General features: G+C 71.4%; 21 protein-coding genes and 2 pseudogenes. 13 read left to right on the forward strand and 10 right to left on the reverse strand.

Annotated features, from left to right (window positions below):
• Nucleotide 1: 1 nt before the first annotated feature.
• Genes ACZ7DL_RS31420 through ACZ7DL_RS31440 form a run of 5 tightly spaced genes read right to left on the reverse strand, consistent with a single transcriptional unit; the run spans nt 2 to nt 4,385 of the window.
• Nucleotides 2–787 carry a sulfotransferase gene (locus tag ACZ7DL_RS31420; protein ID WP_470779340.1) on the reverse strand — a complete coding sequence of 262 codons (786 nt, stop codon included), beginning with the start codon at nt 785–787 and terminating at the stop codon, nt 2–4.
• On the reverse strand, nt 784–1,656 hold the full coding sequence (locus ACZ7DL_RS31425) for a sugar phosphate isomerase/epimerase family protein (RefSeq protein WP_470779341.1): 873 nt from the start codon (nt 1,654–1,656) through the stop codon (nt 784–786). The genes ACZ7DL_RS31420 and ACZ7DL_RS31425 overlap by 4 nt, the downstream gene beginning before the upstream one ends.
• Complete coding sequence (locus tag ACZ7DL_RS31430; RefSeq protein WP_470779343.1) at nt 1,653–2,534, reverse strand: hypothetical protein; 882 nt, start codon at nt 2,532–2,534, stop codon at nt 1,653–1,655. Before ACZ7DL_RS31430 ends, ACZ7DL_RS31425 begins: the two co-directional genes overlap by 4 nt.
• Entirely contained in the window at nt 2,531–3,505 is a 975-nt protein-coding gene (locus ACZ7DL_RS31435) for a Gfo/Idh/MocA family protein (protein ID WP_470779345.1), read from the reverse strand. Before ACZ7DL_RS31435 ends, ACZ7DL_RS31430 begins: the two co-directional genes overlap by 4 nt.
• Before the next feature lie 49 nt (nt 3,506–3,554).
• Nucleotides 3,555–4,385 carry an amidohydrolase family protein gene (locus ACZ7DL_RS31440; RefSeq protein WP_470779347.1) on the reverse strand — a complete coding sequence of 277 codons (831 nt, stop codon included), beginning with the start codon at nt 4,383–4,385 and terminating at the stop codon, nt 3,555–3,557.
• A 210-nt stretch (nt 4,386–4,595) separates the two neighbouring features.
• Between ACZ7DL_RS31440 and ACZ7DL_RS31445 the strand changes: the two genes are divergently transcribed.
• Nucleotides 4,596–5,078, forward strand: coding sequence for an NUDIX domain-containing protein (locus ACZ7DL_RS31445; RefSeq protein WP_470779348.1), 483 nt, complete (start codon nt 4,596–4,598; stop codon nt 5,076–5,078).
• A gap of 145 nt (nt 5,079–5,223) precedes the next feature.
• Here the strand turns inward: ACZ7DL_RS31445 and ACZ7DL_RS31450 are convergent, their stop codons facing one another.
• The gene (locus ACZ7DL_RS31450; protein ID WP_470779350.1) at nt 5,224–5,958 is read right to left on the reverse strand and encodes a TSUP family transporter; all 735 of its coding nucleotides are present in this window, start codon (nt 5,956–5,958) and stop codon (nt 5,224–5,226) included.
• Between the two features lie 330 nt (nt 5,959–6,288).
• Between ACZ7DL_RS31450 and ACZ7DL_RS31455 the strand changes: the two genes are divergently transcribed.
• Complete coding sequence (locus tag ACZ7DL_RS31455; RefSeq protein ID WP_470779351.1) at nt 6,289–7,005, forward strand: IclR family transcriptional regulator; 717 nt, start codon at nt 6,289–6,291, stop codon at nt 7,003–7,005.
• A gap of 166 nt (nt 7,006–7,171) precedes the next feature.
• Here ACZ7DL_RS31455 and ACZ7DL_RS31460 read toward each other — a convergent pair whose 3' ends face one another.
• Nucleotides 7,172–8,038 carry a universal stress protein gene (locus ACZ7DL_RS31460; RefSeq protein WP_470779353.1) on the reverse strand — a complete coding sequence of 289 codons (867 nt, stop codon included), beginning with the start codon at nt 8,036–8,038 and terminating at the stop codon, nt 7,172–7,174.
• Nucleotides 8,039–8,309: 271 nt separating this feature from the next.
• Between ACZ7DL_RS31460 and ACZ7DL_RS31465 the strand changes: the two genes are divergently transcribed.
• The gene (locus ACZ7DL_RS31465; protein ID WP_470779355.1) at nt 8,310–9,197 is read left to right on the forward strand and encodes a phenylalanine 4-monooxygenase; all 888 of its coding nucleotides are present in this window, start codon (nt 8,310–8,312) and stop codon (nt 9,195–9,197) included.
• Nucleotides 9,198–9,382: 185 nt separating this feature from the next.
• Nucleotides 9,383–9,862, forward strand: a complete 480-nt coding sequence (locus tag ACZ7DL_RS31470; RefSeq protein ID WP_470779465.1) for a hypothetical protein — start codon at nt 9,383–9,385, stop codon at nt 9,860–9,862.
• A 210-nt stretch (nt 9,863–10,072) separates the two neighbouring features.
• Here the strand turns inward: ACZ7DL_RS31470 and ACZ7DL_RS31475 are convergent.
• A pseudogene (locus tag ACZ7DL_RS31475) lies at nt 10,073–10,366 on the reverse strand (family 1 glycosylhydrolase); the annotation flags it as partial.
• 465 nt (nt 10,367–10,831) lie between these two features.
• On the opposite strand from ACZ7DL_RS31475, the gene ACZ7DL_RS31480 reads away from it, so the two are divergent.
• The 4 genes from ACZ7DL_RS31480 (at nt 10,832) to arsM (ending at nt 16,041) form a co-directional block, all read left to right on the forward strand.
• The gene (locus tag ACZ7DL_RS31480) at nt 10,832–11,854 is read left to right on the forward strand and encodes a carbohydrate ABC transporter permease (RefSeq protein ID WP_470779357.1); all 1,023 of its coding nucleotides are present in this window, start codon (nt 10,832–10,834) and stop codon (nt 11,852–11,854) included.
• A 369-nt stretch (nt 11,855–12,223) separates the two neighbouring features.
• Entirely contained in the window at nt 12,224–12,655 is a 432-nt protein-coding gene (locus tag ACZ7DL_RS31485) for a hypothetical protein (protein ID WP_470779359.1), read from the forward strand.
• On the forward strand, nt 12,652–15,123 hold the full coding sequence (fxsT, locus tag ACZ7DL_RS31490) for an FxSxx-COOH system tetratricopeptide repeat protein (RefSeq protein WP_470779361.1): 2,472 nt from the start codon (nt 12,652–12,654) through the stop codon (nt 15,121–15,123). Before ACZ7DL_RS31485 ends, fxsT begins: the two co-directional genes overlap by 4 nt.
• Nucleotides 15,124–15,252: 129 nt before the next feature.
• Nucleotides 15,253–16,041 (forward strand): arsenite methyltransferase, encoded by a 789-nt coding sequence (gene arsM, locus ACZ7DL_RS31495; protein ID WP_470779364.1) that lies wholly within the window; start codon nt 15,253–15,255, stop codon nt 16,039–16,041.
• 13 nt (nt 16,042–16,054) lie between these two features.
• On the opposite strand, the gene ACZ7DL_RS31500 is transcribed toward arsM, so the two are convergent.
• Nucleotides 16,055–16,627 carry a dihydrofolate reductase family protein gene (locus tag ACZ7DL_RS31500; RefSeq protein WP_470779366.1) on the reverse strand — a complete coding sequence of 191 codons (573 nt, stop codon included), beginning with the start codon at nt 16,625–16,627 and terminating at the stop codon, nt 16,055–16,057.
• A gap of 161 nt (nt 16,628–16,788) precedes the next feature.
• Between ACZ7DL_RS31500 and ACZ7DL_RS31505 the strand changes: the two are divergent.
• Together ACZ7DL_RS31505 and ACZ7DL_RS31510 are read left to right on the forward strand one after the other, a co-directional pair.
• Nucleotides 16,789–17,143: pseudogene (locus ACZ7DL_RS31505) on the forward strand (fumarylacetoacetate hydrolase family protein); the annotation flags it as partial.
• An 83-nt stretch (nt 17,144–17,226) separates the two neighbouring features.
• Nucleotides 17,227–19,209 carry an acetoacetate--CoA ligase gene (locus ACZ7DL_RS31510; protein WP_470779367.1) on the forward strand — a complete coding sequence of 661 codons (1,983 nt, stop codon included), beginning with the start codon at nt 17,227–17,229 and terminating at the stop codon, nt 19,207–19,209.
• 101 nt (nt 19,210–19,310) lie between these two features.
• Here the strand turns inward: ACZ7DL_RS31510 and ACZ7DL_RS31515 are convergent, their stop codons facing one another.
• Nucleotides 19,311–20,513 carry a PucR-like N-terminal domain-containing protein gene (locus tag ACZ7DL_RS31515; RefSeq protein ID WP_470779370.1) on the reverse strand — a complete coding sequence of 401 codons (1,203 nt, stop codon included), beginning with the start codon at nt 20,511–20,513 and terminating at the stop codon, nt 19,311–19,313.
• 10 nt (nt 20,514–20,523) lie between these two features.
• On the opposite strand from ACZ7DL_RS31515, the gene ACZ7DL_RS31520 reads away from it, so the two are divergent.
• The 3 genes from ACZ7DL_RS31520 to ACZ7DL_RS31530 all read left to right on the forward strand — a co-directional run bounded on the left by ACZ7DL_RS31520 (nt 20,524) and on the right by ACZ7DL_RS31530 (nt 24,285).
• Entirely contained in the window at nt 20,524–21,078 is a 555-nt protein-coding gene (locus ACZ7DL_RS31520; RefSeq protein WP_470779371.1) for a hypothetical protein, read from the forward strand.
• A 488-nt stretch (nt 21,079–21,566) separates the two neighbouring features.
• Complete coding sequence (locus ACZ7DL_RS31525) at nt 21,567–22,781, forward strand: carboxylate-amine ligase (RefSeq protein WP_470779372.1); 1,215 nt, start codon at nt 21,567–21,569, stop codon at nt 22,779–22,781.
• Between the two features lie 154 nt (nt 22,782–22,935).
• The gene (locus ACZ7DL_RS31530; RefSeq protein WP_470779374.1) at nt 22,936–24,285 is read left to right on the forward strand and encodes a vanadium-dependent haloperoxidase; all 1,350 of its coding nucleotides are present in this window, start codon (nt 22,936–22,938) and stop codon (nt 24,283–24,285) included.
• Nucleotides 24,286–24,333: the final 48 nt, after the last annotated feature.

Raw genomic sequence — 24,333 nt, forward strand, 5'->3', positions numbered from 1 at the left:
GTCACGGGGTGCGCAGGTCCAGCAGCGTCTGCCACAGGCGGCTGATGTGCTCGGGCAGCGGCTCCTGCTCCGGCTCGCCGGCCCGTTCGGTGAGCTGCTGCGCGTACGGGAGCAGGTCGAGGCCGATCGCCCGGGACAGCCGGCCCAGGTCCTCGCCGGCGCACAGGCGGGCGTACTCCACGACGGTGGTGCGGGCGGGGTCGCGCGTGGCGGCGTGCGCCAGCCACTGCTGGTGCCAGGCGGCCCACTTCTCCAGCGCCTCCTGCCGGCTGCCGGGCCGCCACGGCCGGTCGCCGGTCCACCTCAGCATGGAGCGGGCGACGGCGGCCGGGTGACGTACGAGGAGCACCCAGTGCGCGTCGGGCAGGGTGTCGGCGAGTTGGTCGAGTTCCAGCAGGTACTCGTTGTACTTGTCGCCGTAGCGGGTGGCGTCCGCGTATGCCGCCCGCATCACGTGTCTGCGCAACGCCGGCGCGTCGGTGACGCGGCCGTCGGCCACGTCGGCGGCGGCCGTGCGCAGGACCTTCTCCACGGTGTCCAGCCAGCGCTCGCTGTGCCGGCCATAGGGCGGCTTGCGGTGCAGGGCGTGCAGGATCTCGTCCACCCGGAGGTGACGGCCCGTCACGTCGGCCTGGGTGCACCAGCGGTGCAGCAGGTAGGGCAGTTTGCCGTTGATGGTGAACGTACCGCCGGCGTCGGCGAAGGCGTCGTCGAGGACGCCGGCGAGGGCGGTGGTCCCCGAACGCTGTGCGCCGAGCAGCACCAACGGGGGCGCGGCCGGGATCATGAGGTCTCCAGCAGCTCGCGGGGGAGCCGGTCGCACCAGGCGCGCAGCCGCTGCATGCACTCGACGCTGGCCGCGAAGCCGTCCCGGGAGAAGTCCTCGCCCCAGGGCCGGTCACGGTTGACGGGCGAGAGGACCCGGCCGTGGCGCCAGTGGGTTTCGAGGCTGAGGAAGCCGGTGTAGCCGTCGTCGGCCAGGCGGGCGAGCATCGTCGGCCAGTCCAGGTCCCCGTCGCCGAGGCGGACATAGCCGTTGGTGCCGTCCGGGTCCTTCACGTGCACGTGCCGGATGAGGTGGCGGCCCATCAGGTAGTCCGAGGGGTAGCGCACGGGCCCCCAGCCGCCGCGCACGGCGTTGGCGGGATCCCAGAGCACGCCGATGTCGTCCCGGCCCACCGCGTCCAGGAAGTCGAGGACCTCCCGCATGTGCGGGGTGTTGCTGCGGGACTCGGTCTCCAGGACCAGCGGCAAGCCCGGGTCCACGCCCTGCAGGAGAGCGGCGACGACGTCGGCCGCCCGCAGCGGCTCAGGGGCGTGCTCGGCGTCCGTGAAGAAGCTGAAGATGCGTGCGTGCGGCGCCCCTAGGCGCACCGCGCGCCGGCAGGAGTCCACCAGCACCTGGCGGGCCTCGGCGAGTTGTTCGTCGGTGGTGGGCAGCGGGCCCTTGAAGATCGGCGGCGCGAAGCCGGCGACGGCCAGTCCGCGCTCGTCGAGGAGCCGGCGGTGGTGATCGATCTGGTCGTCGGTCAGCTCGTGGGGCGGCGTTTCGTCGTACGACCGCACCTCGACCCCGGCGAAGCCGAGCTGGACGGCGGTGTCGGCCACCAGGACAGGGTTCTGGGACAACTCGTCACCTATGACGGCGAGTTTCATGCGTGTGCGGCTCCTGGCTCGGACGGGTACGTCGGGGCGGCCGGGTGTCGGCCGGGCGGCGTCCCTGGTCGAATGGCGCTCGGGAGGGACGATGGCGTTGTGTCGGCGCCGTTGTCCGGACCCGCTCCCCGTCGTGGGGGGTTCGGTCCGGCGGCGGGCGAAGCCAGCTCGGCGGCGAGCACGGCGAGATCGGCGTCCGGGGTGCCGGCGCGCGACTCGACGGTCACGGCGTGCAGCGGGCCGAGGCTCAGCAGGTACGACAGGTCGGACAGGTCGTGCGGGGTCAGCGAGCGGTGCCGGGTCCCTTCCGGGGTACGGAGAACGCCCTTGACCTGCGCCGCACGCACGAACGGGGCCAGAGCGCGCAGTTGCGCGTGGTCGGCGCCGCCGATCTCGGCCAGGCCGAGGAGGTCGACCAGCACGCCCACACCGGTGCGGTCCGCGAGATCGATCAGTCCGGTGACGTCGGGGCCGCCGGCGTGGGTCTCCACCCACGGTTCGAGGCCGGCCTCGGCGGCGGCGGCGAGCTGCTCGGTCACCAGGGCCGGGTCGGGGCGTTCGGCGCAGAAGACCTTGACCGGGTACTCGGTCGGCACGGCTTCCTCGCCGACGGGCCAGCGCGCGGGGTCGCCGAGGCGCCAGCCGACACCGACGAAGAAAACGTCGGCGCCGGTGCGCCGGATCCCGTCGATGCCCGGCCGTACGCCGTCCCGTTCCCAGCCGTGCCCCTTGCCGATGCGCAGGTCCACGCCCGTTCCGCCGGCGCGCCGCACCGCCTGGGCCAGTTCCTCGGGGCCGGCTCCGGGCAGGGTGCCGGACGAGTAGCCGAGGGGCGGGTGGCGAAGGGCGGGCGAGGACGTGGAACGGGAGCCGGTCATGCGGCCACCTGACAGGTCGTACCGACGGAGGAGTGGAGCAGGCCGTCGAGAACCGCGACCACGCCGGTGCTGCGATCGAGCCGGGACAGGTCCGGGGCCGGGCCGCCGCGCAGTGCGTCGGCGAGCTCACGGTAGACGTCCTGGCGCAGCTCGGCCGCCGGGTGGGCGGGGGCGGCGAGCGGTCGGCCGTCGACCTCGCCCGTCGTGGCGCCGGCCCGCACCTCGACCCAGTCCTGCCGCCCCAGCACGGTGAGCTGTTCGAAGCGGGCGGCTGCCCGGCAGGTCACGGTGACGGTGAGCCGCGCACCCGAGCGGAAGGCGACGTGGCCGCACAGTTCCGTGTCGATGCCCGCGGCGGCGTCCGTTCTGGACAGGCAGGTGACCGCGACGGGTTCACCGAGCAACTGGCAGGCCAGATCGAGGTAGTGGGCCCCGAGGTGGACGCTCACCCCGCCGACGGCCGCTTCCGGCTCGGCACGCCAGCCCTCCCGGTAGTGGTCGTCGGAGCGCGGACGGGAGATCAGCAGGCTGCCCACCGCCTCCGCGAACCGCTCCGGTGCCTTGGCCCGCAGCTGCTCGGGCAGGGCGAAGCGGTGCTGGAACATCACCGTGCTGAACAGGTCCGCGCGGGTCGAGGCGGCGAGGATCTCGTCCAGTTCCGCGGGCGACCGCGCCGGCAGTTTCTCGACGACCAGATGCTTACCCGCGGCGACCGCGTCCGCGAGCACGGGTGGACGGTTTCCCGGCGGCAGGCAGACCGCCACCGCGTCCACCCCCGGGTCGGCCAGCACCTCCGGCAAGGGGCGCACGGGCAGGCCCGCCTCGCGGGCTCGTCGTGCGGCCGCCGGGTCGGTCTCCACTACGGCGGCCAGCCGTACGCCGTGCAGCGCCTGGACGGCGGCGACGTGCTGTCTGCCCGCGTTGCCGAACCCGACGACGGCGATCCCGACACCGTGCGTTTCCGTCGCCACTGCCCCGCCCTTCCGTATCACGCCCGGTTCCCCGGATTCTGTCGCCATGTCAGCGGCCGGCCGGCGATTCGTGGGGCGGACACCACAGTTTCGCGGCGGTCCGTCCGAGGTAGTCCGCCGCGCCCTCGCCGGGCAGCGCGCGGGCCACCTCCCGGGCATAGTCGACGAGTCCGGGGTAACCGCGGTCGTGGGTGTGCGGATAGTCGGATCCCCAGACGAGGCGATCCGTCCCGAAGCACCGGCCCAGCTCCTTCAGGAGCGGCGCGGGGTCGGCGTCGTCACCCACGCCGTACAGGTTCATGGTCGAGACCTTCACATAGAGGTTGTCGTGGGCTCCGACCTCGAACAGGGGCGCTGCGCCCCTGCCGTCGGGGCCGTCGCGGAAGTCGACGAATCCGCAGTGGTCGAGGACCAGGGCGACCCCCGGGAACCGCTTGACCAGGGCCGGCACCTGCGGCAGTTGCTCGGGGGTGACCCGCACCAGGACCGGAACGCCGAGTTCCTCCGCGCATTCCAGCAGGGGATGGCAGCGAGGGTCGATGGTCCCGGATCCGGTCGCCAGGTTCAACCGTACGCCTGCCAGGCCCTGTTCGCGGATCATCCGGTGGAGGGCAGCGCGCGAAGCGGCCGGTTCGCCGACGTCGACGACGGCCACGCCGCGCAGCCGGTCCGGGTATGTCGCGCAGCTGTCGGCAAGGTAGCTGTTGTCACTGCCGTAGACCTGGATCGGCTGCACGAGAATCGTCCACGCGACGCCCCCTTCGTCCATGAGCGCCAGCAATTCCTCCGCGGTGACGGGGTGGGTGCTGTACCAGGCGTCCTCGTCTCCGTCGCGGAGAATCGACGGATAGCGAGAGGCGTCTCCCGCGATGATGTGCACGTGCGAATCCACAATCACTGTTTACGACCCCCGTCGAATCGCGGCACGTTTCCGCGATCATTTGCTATCACAGCACTTTCGGCCACGTCAACGTCATTGTTTTCGCTGGACACGCTTCTCCTCCCGCTCGCCACGTCTCACACATGCACAGTTTCTTCACGGGTTAGAAACCCCTTGACACGGGCACGCCACCGGACGGACGATTCCGGCGTGGCCGATTCACAGAGCAATTCATCGACAGCTCGCGCCCGCGCTGCCGCAGGCGTCCTTTTCTTCGACGAGCAGGGTCGTATCATGCTCGTCCAACCGACCAACCGCGACGATAAATTCCTCGGCATTCCGGGCGGTTATGTCCCACCCGGGGAGTCCCCTTACGAAACCGCCGTACGCAAGGTCAAGGAAGAACTCGGAATCGATGTACCGGTGGGTCGCCTCCTCGTGGTCGACTGGGCTCCCTCCGGCGACGACGAGAAGATCGTCTTCGTTTTCGAGGGGGCGGTCCTGGACGCCGAGACGCAGCGCCGCATCCAGCTGAATCCGGAATCGACGAGCGGTTTCGACTTCTACGAGCCGGAGCGTACGTCGGATCCCGAGATGCTCATGCTCCGGCTCATCAAGCGCATCGAAGCGGCGGTGCCCGCCCGTGCCGCGCGGACGACGGCGTACCTGGAGCACGGCGAGCCGCTCGCCTAGGAGCCGGTGACCGTTCGCTGTCCCGGCAGGCCGGTCGCCTGCGCACGAGTGCCAGTGCCGCAAGCAGGCCGGCCGTCACCGGGCGGTCTTCGTCGCCGGAGGCGAGACGCACGCCCATGCCAGGTCTGCGGTGTCGAGTCCGGCGTCATACCATCCCCTGGACGCCCTTGACCAGGACGGAAAGGCCGCCGGTCAGAGCGAGGGCGAAGATGAGGCGACGCACCCACCGCTCCGGAAATCTCGGTGCGAGCGCCCTGCCGATGAGGGCGCCCACCACCATGGCGGCCACGGCCACCGACCAGGCCGACCCACTCAGCCGGGGCACGCCGTTGGCGGCCACCGAGAAAACGTTCACCATGATTCCGTAAAATTGCGCGTTCGGCACGAATTCACGGACCGACCAGCCCGCATTCACCGCGTACAGCGAATACGGCGGCCCGCCGACACCGGCAGCGGAATTCATGAATCCACCCACAGCACCTGCGGTCACAGCACCCTTCGTCCCGGCCAGAGCCGGTATGCGCACGCCACCTATCACGAAAACGACGGCGAGCGTCACCAGCATTCCGATACCGGCCAGCAGTACGGGTTCGGGAAGTCGGGCGGCCACCCATGAGCCTGCGGGCACCGTGCACGCGGAGGCGATGACCAGGGGAATCATGGCGCCGATCCGTACCTGCCGCCATCCCGCAGCGAGTCCGACGATACTGATGACTCCGGCCACGCAATTCGCGAGTACAACGCCCTGGGCCGTCCCGAGTACCAGAACGAGCGCGGGCACCGCGATAAGCGCGAAGCCCATGCCGGTGAGCCATTGCACCGACGCACCCAACACGACTATGCCGCCCAGCAGTAGCTCGGCCGCCCCTGCGCTCGCCACAGCAGACACCTACCGTCATCCGAGATGATCACTGCCATCCTCTCCAGAGGACGGCGGAGAACGCAACGGGCTGGCACGCAAGAATTTCTGCACAGCCCTGACCCCGTCGCTTACCCAACCCTTATATGCGGAGGTCATGCAGAGATTCACGCCTTCTGGGACAGAAAGCCGGCGCTCGGGCACCGCTGCCGGCCGGCGACCGGGGAGGAAGGGGCGATAGTGCGCCAGCTGCCGAAGAACACGTCGTGCGCACTCCTCAGCACGTTCGATGCATGACACACTCACCTCCGCTGCCGTCGGTGCCGGCCGGACCACGAAGGAGGCCGCAGCATGCCCCGTCCCATCCAGTCCCTGTCCCGTGCCGCGGCTGTGTTGCGGCTGTTCGCCACGGGCACCGGCCGGTTCGGCCTGTCCGACACCGCCTCTGCCCTGGGACTGCCGAAGAGCACCGTCTACGGGATCCTTCATACGCTCGAACAGAAGGGCCTGGTCGAGCACCACACGGAGTCCGGCACGTACGGCCTTGGCCCCGAACTGGCGCGGCTGGGCGGCAGTTGTCTCCGTACCCATGAGTTACGCACGCGAGCGCTGGCCTGGGCCGACGACCTGGCCAGGGCCACGGGGGAAGCAGTGCACGTGGGAGTCCCGCACCCTTCGGGCGTGCTGATCGTCCATCACGCCTTCCGGTGCGACAGCACGCGGCAGGTCCTGGAGACCGGACGCGTGCTGCCCGTCGAGGGGACCGCGCTGGGTACGGTGCTGGCGGCCCACTGTTCCGGGCTGACCGCCGCGTCGGCCGTTTCACCCGACCTGCTGCGCGTCGCCCGGGAGCGAGGCTGGGCCTGCGCATCCGACCGGGTGCGCGACGGCATGATGTCGATCGCCGCACCCGTCCGCGACCGGTACCGGGCGACCGTGGCCGCCGTGAGCGTCTCCGCGGTCGCCGCGCGTGTCCGCGAGAACACGACGGTACGCGACCAGCTGGTCTCCTCGCTCCGGACCTGCGCCCGCGCCATTTCGCACGATCTCGGCGCCAACCACCCGTGACGCGGCCGTGGTTCACCGCCACGCCGGACAACTGCCGCGCCCTGCCTCCCGTAGAAGGAGCGGGACGCTCGGACGGCGCCGCCGTCGGTGGCGGCCGCGCTGCACGCGGTACCGCCCTCGCGCGACGCGTGTGATGGTTCGGTGACCCCGGGGCGGTCACAGGCGTTCACGGCGGCTTGGGCACGACCGCCACCGGGCACTGCGCGTGGTGCAGCAGCGTGTGGACCACCCCGCCGAGCTGGTGCCCGAGGTGGCCCGTCCTGCGGTGTGCGCCGACGATCACGAGGTCGGCGGCTGCCGACAGGTGCACGAGAATCCTGCTCGCCGGCCCCTCGTGCACGGCGCGGTGCGTCCGGACGTGCGGGTGCTCGGCGAGCATGCCCGCGATCGACTCCTCGACCAGCGCCGAGGCCCGCGCGTCGGCCGGTTCGTCCGCGCGAAGGGAACCGCCGCTCGCCTCGTGGGCGGAGCGGCGCCAGGTACGGACGACGTCCAGGGTGCAGTGCCGTACGTCGGCCTCGCGGAAGGCGAACCGGACGGCCTCGGCGCCGGTGTCGGGGTCCCCCAGTCCGACCAGGATGCGCCCATGCGTACCGGCGACACCCGCGTGATCCCCTCGCACCACCACGACGGGGCAATGCGCCCGGGCCGCGACGGCGAGCCCCACCGAGCCGAGCAGCAGCTCCTTGAGCCGGCCGCGCCCGCGTGAGCCTGTGACCAGGGCGAACGCGCTCTCGCCCGCGTGCACGAGGGCGGCTGCGGCATCCTCCGGGAGGATGTCCGTGGTGACCTTCACCTCAGGGTTGTGCCGCTCGGCACGGTCGGCGGCGGCGACGACGATGCGCTCGGCCAGCACCTGCTCGGAGGAGCGTTCGACGCCGGTCGAAGGCACTGCGCCCTCGTAATGCTCCCAGAGACAGGCGTAGACGAGCCTCAGGGGAAGTCCGTGGCGGGCGGCTTCGTCCACGGCCCAGTCGACCGCACGCAGACACGCGTCCGATCCGTCGACGCCCACGACCAGCGGGAGTGCCATCGTCTCCACCGCCTTTCATGGGGCTGCCACGTCGTGCAGCACATGGGAGGCGATTTCCCCTGTCGTTTCACTGTCGCACTGTTCCGCGCAGGGCACGAGCGCCCTGCGGCTCTCCTGCCGGACGCCGCTGCTCCGCCAAGCGCTCGTCCACATGCGCGAAGGGCGCAACCGCTGGAGCCTGATGCTGGGCCCACCCGTGCAGGACAGCTGCCGTCCCGGCGCACCGAGCGCAGAGGTGCGCGCGGGGTCGCCCGGAGAGGAATGATCGGTCGTGAGCGTTGTTCAGGGGCGAACGCCTGTTGCGGCCGACGGCCGGCTGGGTGCGGCCGTCGATCATCCGGGGTTCAGCGATCCGGGCTACCTGCGCCGGCGCCGGGCGATCGCCGCGCTTGCGCGGGGCCGCCGGGTCGGTGATCCGTCACCGCCCGTGGACTACTCCGAGAGCGAGGAGCAGACCTGGCGGACCGTGCACCGGGCGCTGTGGCAAGCCCAGAGCGCGCATGCGTGCCGCGCCGCCCTCGACGCCCGAGAGCATGCCCCGATCCCCGCGGACCACATCCCCCAGCACGCCGAGGTCGGTTCCCACCTGCGGGGACTGACGGGTTTCGACTTCACCGTCGCGGGCGGTGTGGTCGAGAACAAGCGGTTCCTGGGGTCGATGGCCGACGGCTACTTCCACGCCGTGCAGTTCGTCCGCCACCCGGCCGTACCCCTGTTCACCCCCGAGCCCGACGTCATCCACGATGTCTTCGGCCACGGAATCCACCTGTCCTCGCCGGCCTTCGCCGACATCTACCGCCTGATCGGGCAGGCGGCGCAACGGGCCGAGCGCGCGGGCGTCCTCCAGATGATCAGCGACGTGTACTGGTTCACGCTGGAGTACGGGGTCCTCCACGAGGGCGGGACGCCCAAGGCGTACGGCGCGGCCCTGCTCTCCTCCTACGGGGAGATCGGCCGGCTGGAAGCGGCCCACGTCCGTCCGCTGGACGTCGATGCCATGCACGCGACCCCGTACGACATCCGCGGCTACCAGCCGGTCCTCTTCAGCGCCCGCAGCCTGGACGAGGTCACCGACACCCTGGCCGGCTTCCTGGAGGAGCTCGACGACGGCAGCGAGCCGCGTCCGCGCTCGGCCTTGAGGAGCACCGGTAGGAGGTGATCCCCCTCCCCCCGGTCGGCAAGGACTGCCCGGCGTCACGCACAACGCGACCGGCGTCGTCGGTCGCGGCAGCGGTCCGGCGTGGTGCCGTCGGCGCCTCGGCAGCGACGGGGATGATGTTGTCCTCTCGCGCCCCGTCGGCGAGAGCGCCGTTCCACGACGTGGCCCGACCGAGGAAGCCCGCCATGGCCAAGACACTGACCGATCTCCCGATCAGCGGATTCGTCGCCCAGGAGGTCGCCTTCTCCCAGCTGTTCGGCCGACTGTCCGCGACCGCGAAGAACACCATCCGAGAAGCGGTGATCGAGCCGGCGGTGAACGCCGAGCACTTCCCGTCGGACAACCAGTTCTGTCTGATCACCATTCTGGGGCACTCCGACCGGGTCGACACGCCTGGACTCAGTTCGGAGCAGCGTCGTGCGCAGGAGCTGGACGCGAGCGACAAGCGGGCCGGCAGCGCCGGCGAATGGGTCTTCGACCAGATCACCTCCGCGCTCGCCGCCGCCGGGGAGACCCCTCCGGCGAGTGTGGAGGCCGCGACGAACTTCGACATCGTCCTCGCCCCCTGCGGCGCCGCCAATCTCCTGAACGTGGTGCCGGCCGACGAGGCGGAACGTGCGGAGAACCGGCGCGTCGAGTTCGTGATCTCCACCTTCACTCCCTGACCGGCTCCACCGAGTCGCCGTATGGGCGGCGCTCCCCCGCACTGCCTCCGTCAGCAGCCGGTACTGGGCAGCGTCTCCCGGGGCGGTCAGGATGTCGGTGCCGGGAGGCACGACCTCGGGGGGAGCCTGCTGCCCGTCCCGGAGGCGTTCCATCGCCCCGGCCCTTTTGCCGCTTTGACGGCGCTCCGGTCCGAACCGGTGATGCGCGGCGGTGGGAGCCGGCGTCCCGTCGCGGGAACCGGGGTCGTGGTGGCCGTGGGCATACCCCGGGGAGGCGCTGCACCAGGGCTCGTCAAGCGTGATCCACCAGGGCACCCGGTCGGCCAGAGCCTCGGCGGTCAGCCGGGTGCAGTCGGCGCACCGGGCGGCGATGTCACGGTTGCGCCGGCCGCCCTCCTCTTCCAGCGCTTGGGGCAGGTCCCCGTGGTGGAGCGTCACGGCGGGCTGACACCGGCGTCCAGCAGGCCGTCGACCGGGCGCTGACAGCAATCGAGAGCCCCTCACGAGATGTCCGTGTCCTGTCGCTGTCGGTACATCTAGGATCCTCGGGAACTAAACCGGTTCTGTCCAGACACGGTGGCTACTTACACGTTCAATTCACTGAACCGGGGCTCAACTGAACGATCCGGCTGGACAACGTTGCCAGGGGAACCTTGTTGACAACGATGTCACCCTGCTGGAGCGCTCCGAGGCGAAGACCGGCCAGGTCAACGCGATCGACAACGCGGCCGAGATCGGCCTGAACAAGCCGGACTACCGGCAGAAGCTCGTCGACACCGCACGCGGCGCACAGAAGGGCAGCCTCGACGACTTCTTCGCGGACCTCGACAAGAGGTGGAACGAGGCGGCCGGCACCGTCGGTTCCTGACCCCCGCCGACTCCTCTTCCACCAGCCGTCACCGGCCCTGCCCGGACCAGCGGACGGGGCCGTCCGCCCGTCGCAGATCAGCGGACGATGAAAGGCCCGACATGACCGAGACGACCCGCACGGCACCCGCGAAGGTGCCGCGTGCCGCCGCCCCGCCTCCCGGTACGGCGCGCCACCCCTCGCCCCCGCGCGGCAGTCTGCTGCGCCGCCTCACCCCGTGGCTCTTCCTCGCCGTCCCCCTGGCCCTGCTGGTCACGTTCACCTACGTGCCCGTAGGGAACATGATCTACTACAGCTTGACCGACTGGGACGGTGTCAGCCCCGACCGGAACTTCACGGGTCTCGACAACTACCGGCAGATCTTCACCCGGCCCGAGCTGTTCCGGGTGTTCTTCGTCAGCTTCTACTACCTCGCCGCCTCGGCCGTGCAGATCGTGATCGCCCTGTACTTCGCGACCGTGCTCAGCTTCGATCTGCGTTTCCGCAACCTGTTCAAGGGGATCCTGTTCTTCCCCTACCTGATCAACGGCGTGGCCATCGGCTTCCTCTTCCTGTACTTCTTCCAGGGCGGCGACACGCTCGACTCGGTGATGTCCTGGTTCGGCGCCGGCTCCGACCACGCCTGGCTCGGCGACCCCACCTCGGCGAACACCTCGTTGGCCGGGGTGTCCGTCTGGCGCTTCACCGGACTGAACTTCGTGCTGTTCCTCGGCGCGATCCAGTCGATCCCCGCCGAGCTGTACGAGGCGGCCCAGCTGGACGGGGCCACGCGCTGGCAGCAGTTCCGGCACATCATCGCCCCGAGCATCCGCCCGGTGGTCAGCCTGAGCGTCATCCTGGCGGTTTCCGGGTCCCTTTCGGAGGGGATCACCGTCTACAACGACTTCTACATCCCCTTCCTCTACATGCCCTCGGAGGACCTGGGCACCGTCTCCACCGCGCTGTTCCGCTTCAAGGGGCCCTTCGGCGCGCACTGGGAGGATCTCGGCCGGCACCATCCTGGTGATCGCCCCGACTCTCCTCGTGTTCCTCTTCCTCCAGCGCTACATCTACAACGGCTTCGCACAGGGCGCGACCAAGTGACACCGGCCGGCTCCGCGGTCACCGCCGCGGAGCCGAGGTGACGCGGGGCGCGGGAGGTGAGATCACGCGAGGCACGGGAGGTGAGCGGCTTACCGACCGCTACACGAACCAGCCCGGACCGACCCTGCGCGTGCCCCCTCCGAGACGGAGACCGACGGCCACGACGGTATCGGCACTTCCCAGGAGTGAGCAGGGGTTTCGGCTCCGTAGCCACCTTGCGCCCGGTACCCGCCCGGGCCGTCTCGGGGGGCCGCCCGGCAGAACGGGAAACGCCAAGGTTTCTGGACGGTTCCGGTGAATACGGTGCGGGTAGGCCGCTACGGTCTCACCAGAACTGACGGGGCGTCGAGCCGTGGCCACCGGCTGTGGTTCTCCGCGCCCAGGCGCACTGATGTGAAGGACGGTGGCAGGTGGCTCTGACGGGGGCGGCACGCGTGTGGGTGTGGGTGACGGCGGTGGCGACCGGCCTGGCGGCGGTCGGGCTGACGCTGGTGGCGGTGTGGGGGAGCCTGGACACCGCCGGGCAGGCCGCGAGCGTGGCCGGCGCGGTGGTCAGCCTCGCGGGCCTGCTGGTCGCGGTCATCGCTCTGTTCCGCAGTGGCGGCAGCGGTGGGGGCTCCGGGGGCGGACGGAGGGTGCGGGCCGGGCACGGTGGCGTCGCGGCCGGCGGCAACATCACGGGCTCCGCGCTCGGCAAGAACTCCAAGGTGACCGGTCCTCACTCCACGGCGAGTGCCGCTCCCGCACCGTCGAACGGGGACGATGTCCGCGCCGGGCGGAACGGGGTCGCAACCGGCGGCAACATCACCGACAGTGCCCTGGGTGAGGGCAGCGAACGGTGAACCTGCTCCCTCGGCCGCGCAGGAGGAACAAGCCCGGCCAAGCCGCGGACGGCATGGTGCCGCAGCGGCCGGAAGCCCGGCACACCGTGTCCGCCGGCCTGGGCGGCGTGGCGGCCGGCGGGGGGATCAAGGGCTCGGCGCTGGGGGCCGACAGCACGGTCACCTATGCCGAGAACCTGTATCTGACGCAGTCCGACGCGCAGGTGGAGTGGCCGGTGGTCGTGGGCACCGTCCCGGTACTGGCCTCGGCCTTCCAGGCCCGCACCGGACTGCGCCAGGCCATCGACGAAGCCCGCGGCAACGGCCGCACCGTCGTCCTCACCAGCGACGGGACGGATCCGGCCCTGCCGGAGCCCGGCACGCGCACACCGGTGCAGGTGATGTCCGGCGGTGGAGGAGTCGGCAAGTCGCAGCTGGCCGCCGCCTACACCCGGGAAGCCCTCCAGGACGGCACCGATCTGGTGCTGTGGACCCCGGCCACCGAAACCCAGCAGATCCTCACCGCGTACGCCCAGGCCGCCGTCCTCGTCCAGGCCCCTGGCCGCACCGGAGGGGACCTGGAAGCGGATGCACGTGCCTTCGTCGGCTGGCTCGCCGCCACCGACCGGCGGTGGCTGGTTGTCCTGGACGACATCACCGACCTGGACGCGGTCGAAGCCTGGTGGCCGGACAGCCAGCGCGGCACCGGCTGGGTTCTTGCCACCACCCGCCTCAAGGACCCCCGCCTGACCGGCGGCGGCCGCACGCGCATCGACATCGACGTCTACACCCCGATCGAGGCGACCAGCTACCTGACCGCCCGCCTCACCCGCGACCGCAAACTCCACCTCCTGGACGACCAGGCCCCCGCGCTCGCCGAGGCCCTCGGCTACCTTCCCCTGGCCCTGGGGCACGCCGCCGCCTACATGCTCCGCGAGAACATCCCGTGCGGCACCTACCTCGCACAGTTCACCGAACGTGCCGCGCACCTGGACGAACTCCTGCCCCGCTGGGCGGACACCGAACGCTACGGCAGGCAGATCACCACCACGCTGCTCCTCGCCCTCGACGCGACCGACCAGGATCCGCACGGCCCCCTGGCTCGCGCCGCGCTCCGCGTCACCGCCTTCCTCGACCCCGCAGGACACCCGGCCGCGCTCTGGCACACCCCGGCCCTCACCACCTATCTGGCCGCCGGCAAGCAGCCCGCTCGGCCTCGCCGCACGTGGGGGTTCCGCCGCCGCACGTCCCGGCCGAGCCGCATCACCGGTGCTGAAGCACAGGCCGTCCTGCGACTCCTGGACCGCTACGGCCTGATCACCTACGACACGACGGCCGACCAGCATCGCGCCGTGCGCATCCATGCCCTCACCGCACGTGCCGTCCGCGAGAGCACCGCCGAGGACCAGCTGGCGTCCGTCGCCCTCGCTGCCGCCGACGCCCTCCTCCAGCTGTGGCCCCATCCCGACCAGCCCCACCGCGACCTCTCGGCCACCCTGCGCGCCAACACCGACGCCCTCGCCGATCACACCCTGGACCGTCTCTGGTATCCCGACGGCCACCCCCTGCTGTACCGGGCCGGCAACAGCCTCCTGGATGCCGGCCTGATCGCGTCGTCCACCGCGTACTGGGAGAAGATGGCCGCCGACTGTGGGCGGCTGCTGGGCGGTGACCACCCCGACACCCTCACCGCCCGCGCCAACCTCGCCTCCTGCTACTGGCAGGCGGGTCGCACCGGCGACGCCATCGCGCTCGACGAACGGGTGCTGGCCCACCGCGAACGGCTGCTGGGCGACGACCATCCTCACACCCTCGCCGCCCGTGCCAACATCGCTGCCGCCTATTGGCAGGCGGGCCGCACCGCCGAGGCCACAGAACTGCTGGAGCGGGTGGTGGCCGACCGCGAGCGGCTGCTGGGCGACGACCACCCCGACACCCTCACCGCCCGCGCCAACCTCGCCGCCTCCTACTGGCAAGCGGGCCGCACCGGCGACGCCGTACCGATCGAGGAACGGGTGGTGGCCGACCGCGAGCGCGTGCTGGGCCGCGACCACCCCGACACCCTCACCGCGCGCGCCAACCTCGCCGTCTCGTACACGAATGCGGGCCGCACCGACGAGGCCATCGCGATCGAGGAACGGGTGGTGGCCGACCGGGAACGGCTGCTGGGCGACGACCACCCCGACACCCTCAACGCCCGGGCCAACCTCGCCGCCTCGTACTGGCAGGAGGGCCGCACCGACGAGGCCATCGCGATCGAGGAACGGGTGGTGGCCGACCGCGACCGGCTGCTGGGCGACGACCACCCCGACACCCTCACCATCCGGGCCAACCTCGCCGCCTCGTACTGGCAGGCGGGCCGCACCGGCGAGGCCAAAGAGCTGCTGCGACAAGTCCTGGCCCGCAGTGAGGGGCTCCTGGGCAAGCACCACACCACCACCCGCGCCGCCCGCGCGACACTGTCGATGTGGCAGTCGCCCAAGACATGACTCAGGCGACCGGCTCTTGTTTCGACAACTCTCTATGTTGACGTTTCTCGATTCAAGGCGGAAGGTTGAATCAATGAACGTCAATACAGGCCGCGGGTCCCTGCTCTGACCCGTCCCGGGGAGTGCGTCATGAGCGAGCAGTCCGCCCATCTGCGGGAAACCGTCCGCCGCCGGTACGCGGCGGCAGCCGTGAAGGTCACCGAGGGCGGCACCGCCTGCTGCGGGCCGCAGCCGGCCGAGATCGACGAGCACTTCGGCGCTGCCCTGTACTCCGCGGACGAGCACGCCGCTCTGCCCGCCGAGGCACTGGCCGCCTCCCTCGGCTGCGGCAACCCGACCGCGGTCGCGGAGCTACGCGCAGGCGAGCGGGTGCTGGACCTCGGTTCCGGCGGGGGGATCGACGTACTGCTGTCCGCCCGCCGCGTCGGCCCGGCCGGGAAGGCGTACGGACTGGACATGACCGAGGAGATGCTCCGACTCGCCCTGGCGAACGCGGAGCAGGCGGGCGCGCGCAACGTGGAGTTCCTCAAAGGCACCATCGAGGCCGTCCCGCTGCCGGCCCACACGATCGACGTGGTGATCTCCAACTGCGTGATCAACCTGTCCACCGACAAGCCGGCCGTGTTCGCCGAGATCTTCCGGGTGCTCAGGCCCGGCGGCCGGATCGGTGTCCTCGACGTCGTCGCCGAGGACACCCTCACCGCGGAGCAGCGGGCAGAACGCGGCGACTACGCCGGCTGCATCGCCGGCGCGCTGTCCTTCGCCGAATACCGCCGGGGCCTGCAAGCCGCCGGCTTCACCGACGTGGAGATCACGCCGACCCATCCGGTCGCCGACGGCATGCACGCCGCGATCGTCCGTGCGGTCAAGCCGCCACGGGCCGGCGGCGCCCGCCGGGCGGGTCCTTGCTACGCGTAGCGCGAGGACCTGGTCAGCGGACGACGTCGAAGACGTTCTTCTGAAGGCCGTTCGCGTACACCTCGTGCTCGACCAGCTTCAGCTTCTGCGTGTCCTTGTCGGTGGTGCTGAACAGCCGCTTGCCGGCGCCGAGCAGAAGCGGGAAGACGAGCAGGTGGTAACGGTCGATCAGGCCGGCGTCGGAAAGGCTCTGGTTCAGGGCGGCGCTGCCGTGGACGATGATGGGGCCGCCCTCGGTCTCCTTCAAGGCGGCGACCTCGTCGAGCGAGCGCAGGATCGTGGTCTCGCCCCAGTTCGACACCAGGTCGCTCTCGGTGAGGGTGGTGGAGACGACGTACTTCGGCATCACCCTGTAGTCGGCGAAGTCCTCCATGTCCGGCCACACCGGGCTGAAAGCCTGGTAGCTGACCCGGCCCAGCAGCATCGCGGCGGCTTCCTTCTGTTCCCGGCCCTTGATCTCGAACGCCTCGGGGAGGAAGTCGATGTCCTTGAAGGTCCAGCCGGAGTTCCGGTAGCCGGGCTCACCGCCGGGGGCCTCCACGACGCCGTCGAGCGAGACGAAAGCGGTACTGATCAGGGTGCGCATCTGTGGTTCCTCGGTATCTCGTGTCTGGTTGTCGGCAGGAGCGGAGACTGCACGCCCCGATCACCTCGCGGCCGCGGCACGCCCTCCATGATCTCTGACTCCGGGTCACACGGAAAGTAATCGGTCCTCGCCCTGGGACTTGTGGAACTGTCAGCAGTGAAATGAGCACCAACGTCCTGCGCACCGCCGACGGCAGGTGGGTGGTCCTCCACCAGCCTCTCGGACCCCGCCCGGGCAGGGGAGCCCCCGATCGACCGCGCCGTCGCCGTCGGCACCAAGGCCGTCACCACCGCCGAGCTGCCGGCCGACCGGGCCGCCGTGCGCGCCGCGGCCGCGAGCGGCGAGGCGGGCACACCCGTCACCGATCTGGCGCCCCTCTCCCCCGTCACGACCCCCTGCCGAGTCGTCGCCCAGATGGTCGACCACCGCAGTCGCACCCGGGATTCGCGCTTCACCGGGGACCTCCCGCCCGCCTTCTTCCGCAAGGCGTCCGGGTCCGTCAGCGGACCGTACGACCGGGCAGCCCAGCTGTACACCGCATGAGATTCTGTCCAGGCCCAAAGCGCCTTCGAGAAGAGCCCGTTGAGGAGCATGACGCGATGAACACGCCGTACCCGGAACCGTTCTTCACGCCCGATCCGCAGGCCGCGGCGGCCAGCCGCATCGTGGACTTCGCCCGCCACGCGGGGAGGGACGGATCCGACTATGCCGCCCTGCACCGCTGGTCGGTCACCGATTTGGAGGGCTTCTGGAGCGCGGTCTGGGAGTACTTCGACGTCGACGCGGACACCCCGTACGAGCGGGTCCTGGCGGAGGAGACCATGCCGGGAGCCCGCTGGTTCCCGGGCGCCACACTCAACTACGCCCATCACGCCCTGCGCCGTCTCACGGACGATGGCGTGGCGATCATCGCCCTCGCCGAGACCGGCTCCGGGCACGAGGTGACCGGAAAGCAGCTGCGCTCCCAGGTCGCCTCGGTGGCCGAGACCCTGCGCCGGCTGGGGGTGGGGCAGGGCGACCGCGTGGTGGGCTACCTGCCCAACACCCCGCACGCGATCGTGGCGTTCCTGGCCGCCGCGAGCCTGGGCGCCGTATGGTCCGTGTGCGGGCAGGACTACGCCCCGAAGGCCGCCGCCGACCGGTTCGCCCAGCTCGAACCCACCGTCCTGGTCGCCGCCGACGGCTACCTCTTCAACGGCTCCACCCACGACCGCCGCGAGGCCGCCCTCGAACTGGCCCGGGCCCTTCCGACCCTGAAGGCCACGCTGCTGGTGGGCCATGTGGGCCTGCCCTGGCCCGAAGCCGGCCACCCGACCGTGGTGGTGCCCTGGGAGGAGGCGTCCACCCGCACCGCGGAACTGTCGTGTACGCCGGTGCCGTTCGACCACCCGCTGTGGGTGGTGTTCTCCTCCGGCACCACCGGCCTGCCCAAGGGCATCGTCCACGGCCACGGCGGGGTCGTGCTGGAGCACCTGAAGACCCTCGGCCTGCACTCCGACCTCGGCCCCGGCGACCGCCTCCTGTGGTACACCACCACCCACTGGATGATGTGGAACCTGGTCGCCTCCACGCTGCTGACCGGTGCCACGACGTGCACGTACGACGGCAGCCCGGCGCCGCACGCCAAGCTCGACGTGCTGTGGGAGCTGGCCGCGCGGCACCGGGTGACCCTCTTCGGCACCAGCCCCCAGTACCTGCTGGGGATGGCCAAGTTCGGCATCGACCCGTCCGGGCACGACCTGTCGTCGGTCCGGGTGCTCGGCTGCACCGGCTCCACCCTGCCGGCCTCCGCCTACCCCTGGGTCCGTGACCACATCGGCGACCATGTGCTGCTCGCGTCCATCAGCGGCGGCACGGACGTGGTCTCCGGCTTCGCCGGCAGCGCGCCCAACACGCCCGTGTGGGCCGGGGAGCTGTCCGCCCCCCACCTGGGCGTGGCGCTGGCCGCGTACGACACCGGGGGCCTCCCGGTCACCGATCAGGTCGGCGAGCTGGTCGTCACCCGGCCCATGCCGTCGATGCCGCTGTACTTCTGGAACGACCCCGACGGCACCCGTTACCGCGACGCCTACTTCTCCTCCTACCCCGGGGTCTGGCGGCACGGAGACTGGATCACGGTCACCGCTCACGGCTCGGTGATCGTCCACGGCCGGTCCGACAGCACGCTGAACCGCAACGGTGTGCGCCTGGGCAGCGCCGACATCCACGACGTGGTCGAACGCCTCCCCGAGATCACGGAAGCCCTCGTCATCGGGGCGGAGGAACCCAACGGCGGTTACTGGATGCCGCTGTTCGTGGTCCCGGCCCCCGGGGTGACCCTGGACGACGCGCTGCGCGACAAGATCAAGGAAGCGATACGCACCGGCGCCTCGCCCCGCCACGTCCCCGACGAGATCCTCGACGTACCGGCCATCCCGCACACCCGCACCGGCAAGAAGCTGGAGGTCCCCGTCAAGCGCCTGCTCCAGGGCGCGCCCGCCGAGCAGGTCGTCAACCCCGCCGCCGTGGACGCACCGGAACTCATCGACCACTTCGCCCGCCTGGGCGCCGAGCGACGCGGCCGGAGGGCCACCGAGGCATGAGAACGCCGCGGGTCGCCGCCGCCCTCTGACAGCGGCGAGTCGACCTGCGGACGAGGCGACCGGCAAGGCCACCCCGGGCTCCGGCTCGGGGCGGCCTCCGTTCACGCCTCGGCCACCGTCCGCGCACTCCCTCTCGGCGTCAACGCCCGGGTGCGCAGGGCAAGCAGTGCCTCGAACCGGAAGGCGGGGTCGCTGAGTCGGTCGCCGAAGAGTTCCTCCAGCCGCCGCAGCCGCTTCCGTGCCGTCCGGGGGTGGATGTCCAGCACCCGTGCGACCTCCGGGGCGGTACGGCTCCAGGACATCAGCAGAGCGTCGAGGGTCTCCGCCAGCCGTGCGGCCCGTCCCGGCGGGAGGTCCCACAGGAGGCCCAGGACCCGGTCGCCGAGCAGCCGCCCGATGTGGATCCCGTGCCGCAGGTGTGCTTCCGCCAGCCCGTCGCCCGCGCTGACGAACGTGCCCGCGCCGGCACCGGTGGACGTGCCGCTGTGCGCGGTGGAGGCATGGGCGGCCAGCATCAGGCGGGCGCAGTGCAGGGACACCCACGCGTCCCGTGGGGGCACCGCGGGTCCGAGCGCCGCCGTCCGCCCTCGTACGGCCGTCCGCAGCCGCTCCGCCGTGCCCTCGCGGTCCGGGTCCGGGACGATCAGGACCAGGTCGGCACCGTGCGTCAGCGCGAGGACCACCGGGCCGCGCTCCTGCGCCGGCCCGGACAACCGCCCGCCGCCGGCGCCCTGGCGCACCAGCAGGCACGCGACCGCCTCCGGCAAGGGCCACTCCGCCTGCCTGGCGAGGCGCTCCACCATGTCCCCGTGCGCCGCGCGCTGCTGGTCCAGCAGGCATGCGGCCAGCGTCCGCCGACTGCGCTGGAGCCCGCCCTCGGCCGCCGCCTGGGCGGCGGTGTAGCCCTTGACCGACTCGTTCGACAGGACGTTGATATGGGTCAGCACCGCCTCGTGCAGCGGCATCACCACCTCGAGCGGCAGTGACGCGGACTGCGCGGTCTCGGCGTAGAGCCGGGCGCCGACGCGCGCGCCGACCCGGAAGGCGGCCTGGAGCGCGTCGGTGGTGCGGCCGTTGCGGAACTCCAGCCGGCCCAGCGTGCGGAAGTGATGGACATGGTGCTCCTGCCGGCTGTGCGGTTCCTCGGTCAGCTCCACGAACTGTCCGATCGCCCGGCGTACGGATCCGGCCAGGTCCCGGCCGAGCGCGGAGTCCAGCGGCCGGCGGTAGGCCGGGACCTCGTTCCTGCCTCCGTACGACCGCCGGCACGCGCGGCGCCGGCGCGGACCGGTCGCGAGCGCCACGGGCCTCGCGGTGACCCTCGGCCTGGGTCTGGCCTCCCTGACCGGCGGGCATGCCGCCGCCGCGCAGGACCCGGCGACCACCCGCGCGTCGTTGACCGCCGCGGCCACGGACGAGCAGAGCGCCGGCACGGCTCGGACCCTCACCGATCCGCAGGGGCCCGAGCAGTCCGAGCTCGTGGCGCTCACCCCGCCCTACCACGGCACCACCTTGCAGGGAATGGGCCTCATGCCGCGCGCGATACCGGGAGCCGACGTACTGCTCGGCGTCTCCTGCGCCTCCTGCGACCAGCAGATCGTCGGCTCCGATTTCCTCGGGGACCTCAACTCAGGTGAACGCACCGCCCCGGAGGTCGACTACACCGTCATCGCCACGGTCCACGACCAGGTGGTCACGCCCTTCGCATCGTCCTACCTCGTGCCGGCGGCCAACGTCACCGATCAGACCGTGCAGACGTACTGCCTCACGAACGCCGGCGACCACATAGACATCAGCTACGACCCGGTCGCCACCCGCCTGGTCCTCAACGCCCTGGACCCGGCACGGAGCGAACGCCCCGCCTGCTGAGGCGGAGGACCGCCGACGCCGCGCCGACCACCGGTCACCTCGCTGTGACACGGGGTCGGCGCGGCCTTGTGCGCAGCGGTGCCGGCGTGACGGGTCGGCAGGACCGGAGACCCCGCGGAGGGTGGGAGCCCCGCCGGGCGGCACCTGGGGGCACGGCTTCTCGGCCATGCCAGGCGGGTGTGCCCTGGAGCACCATGGGCCCGCCACACCCCGCGCCTCCACCGCGCCCGACTGCCGGACCTGCGGCTGCTCGCACCGGGGGCGGCGCTGTCCGGGACCGCCCGACGGGTCAGGGGTGGTCGGAGCGGCCCGGATGGTGACTGGGCAATCGCTTGCAGCGGCCACGCACGCCGACGAGCATGACCCCACCCCCTTCGTCAGGGAGTGGCCCATGTCCCCGAGCGCGTCGGTAGTGAGCGCGAGCGGTGCAGCGCCCGCGCCTTGTGGTTGTCGTTGTCGGTGCCCCTTGTCTTCCGAAAGGGCTGGACGTGCCAGAGCCGTTTGACGCCGTGACCCCTGCCTCCGCCGGTGCGCCCCTGGCCCCGGCGGACCTGACCGCACCGCCGACGGTCGGCGTGGAGGAGGAGTTCCTGCTGGCCGATGGGCACAGCAGGGCGGCCGCGTACCGGGCCGTCGCCGTGGTGTCCGCCGCCCGCGGTCACCTCGGCGCGTCGCATGCCACACCGGAGGTCTCGCAGTCCCAGCTGGAGACCGTCAGCGCGGTGTGCCGTACCGCAGCCGGCCTGGAGGCGGAAATCGTCCGGCTCCGCAGCGGCGCGGCCACAGCCGCGGCCGAGTACGACTGTCTGCTGGTGCCCAGTGGCACGGCGATCCTCGGCCGCACCGGCCCGCCGCCGGTCGTGGAGAAGGAGCGCTACCGCGCCTTCGCACGCCGCTTCGGGCCCCTGATCCGCAACCAGGGGGTCAACTCCTGCCACGTGCATGTCGGGGTGGCCGATCGCGAAGAGGCCGTACGGGCGATCAACCATTTACGTGGCTGGATGCCCTTGCTGCTGGCCATCACCGGCAACTCCCCGTTCAGCGAGGGCCAGGACACCGGATACGCCAGCTGGCGCGCCATGGTCTGGGGCCGGTGGCCGTCGGCCGGCCCTCCGCCCTACCTGCACGGCGCGGCCCACTACGAACAGCTCGTCGACCAGCTCGTGGCGACCGGCGCGGCGATGGATCCGGGCATGATCTACTGGCACGTCCGGCCCTCGCCCCACCTGCCCACCATCGAGGTACGCGTCGCCGACGTGCTGCCCGAGCCCGCGGTCGCCACCGCCTACGCGCTTGTGGTCCGCGCCCTCGTCGGCTGCGCCGTGGACGCGGTACGCGCCGGTGAACGCGCGCCCGAGGTCCCCGACCCGCTGCTGAGGGCCGCCTGCTGGCAGGCCGCCCGGCATGGCACGGCCGGCACCCTGCCCGCCACCCACACCCGCGACTGCGCGCCCACGGCCGTCGGCCGGCTGGTCGAGGAGCTGTGGAAACGCGTCGAGCCGCACCTCAGCCGCTACGGCGACGACCGCTGCGTCGGCGACTGGCTGAGCGAAGTCCAGCGGCATGGGACCGGCTCCGCGCGACAACGGCGTGTCGCCGAACGCCACGGGGGCCGCCTCCAGGCCGTGGTCGACGAACTCGCCGTCCGGCCCGGTGAGATACCGCCAGGGTTTACACCGGCCCGCTCTGCGCCCCAGGGTTGACGGCGGTGTCCTACGCCTGCCCGATGTGTCCGGCACCCGGCCGCGCCTAGGTTGCGACCTGAGCGATCGACGCATCGGCAGAGAGGATCTGTCCTGCATGTCCCGCACATCGATGTCCCGCATGTTCCGTAGGACGAGAAGAAGACGCGGCCGCGTGCGCAGCACGGCGGTCACCCTCGCGACCGTGTTCGCCACGGCCGCGGGCGCGCTCGCCCTCACGCCCCAGCCGGCCTCCGCGGCCCCGAACTACACCGGCGACCCGGTCCTGTACTGGAACAACGTACTGCTCGACGCGATCAGGACCGCCGGGGGCGCCCCGGGCCCGGTCTCGCGGGCCGCCGCCGAGATGAACGCGGCGATCTACGACGCCGAGAGCTCCTACCGGCTCCGCTGGCACACCATGACCTCCGACCCCTACCTCCAGGCGGTCGACTACGCGGCATGGATGGAGGGTCCGGGCGAGGAGGAGCGGGTGATCGGCCGCACCGCCTACAACATCCTGCTCAAGCTGTTCCCCGACCAGACGACCTACCTGGACAACAAGTTCGAGGAGCGGTTCGGCACCAGCCCCACGGACTTCGACCTCCTCGACGCCACCGTGGTCAACACGGTCGTCACCAACATGGGGAACTTCCGCACCGCCGACGGCTCGGAGAGCCAGGCCGTCTACACCCCGGACGGCAAGCCCGGTGCCTGGCTGCCCACCAGCTATCCCGACCTGCCGGACCCGGGCTGCGGCCAGGGGAACCAGGCCGCCATCCCCGAGTGGGGCAAGGTCAAACCGTGGGCGCTCACCTCCGGATCCCAGTTCCGGCCGTCGACGCCGGGGCAGTTCGCCTCGTACGAGAGCCTGCTCGCCAGCCCGGCCTACGCCGAGCAGGTGCAGCGGGTACGCACCCTCGGCGCCGCCGGTTCCACGGCCCGTACGACCGACCAGACCGCGGCGGCCTGGTTCTGGGCCAATGACGCCAACGGCACCTACAAGCCGCCGGGGCAGCTGCTCGACATCACCGCCCGGGTGTCGAGGGACCGCGGACTGACGACGTATCAGAACGCCCGGCTCTTCGCTCTGGTCTCGGTCGCCATGGCGGACGCGGCCATCGCGGAGTGGGACGTCAAGTACCAGACGCCGATCGACCTCTGGCGTCCTGTCTCGGCGATCCGCGAGGGCCTCGGGGACACCACGTGGAAGCCGCTGTCCGGCACCACGCCGTGCTTCCCGGCCTGGGCATCCGGTCACTCCGCGTTCACCGCCGCGTGGGCGGGGATCATGCGGCAGTACTTCAAGAGCGACAACGTCACCTTCACGGCCTCGACCGATGAGCCGAAGTCACCGGTGAAGACGCGTACGTTCACCAGCTTCAGCCAGGCCGCACGCGAGGCCGCCGACAGCAGAGTATGGCTCGGCGTGCACTACCCGTGGGACGCCGGCGACGGCCTGACCCTCGGTGAGAACATCGCCACCTGGGTCTTCACCCACAAGATGAAGACCGTGGGGTCGTAGGACAGCACGGCACCCCGAACCCGGGCAGCACCCGCCTGGCGTGACCGC

The sequence above is a fragment of the Streptomyces sp. NPDC036984 genome (assembly GCF_055607665.1).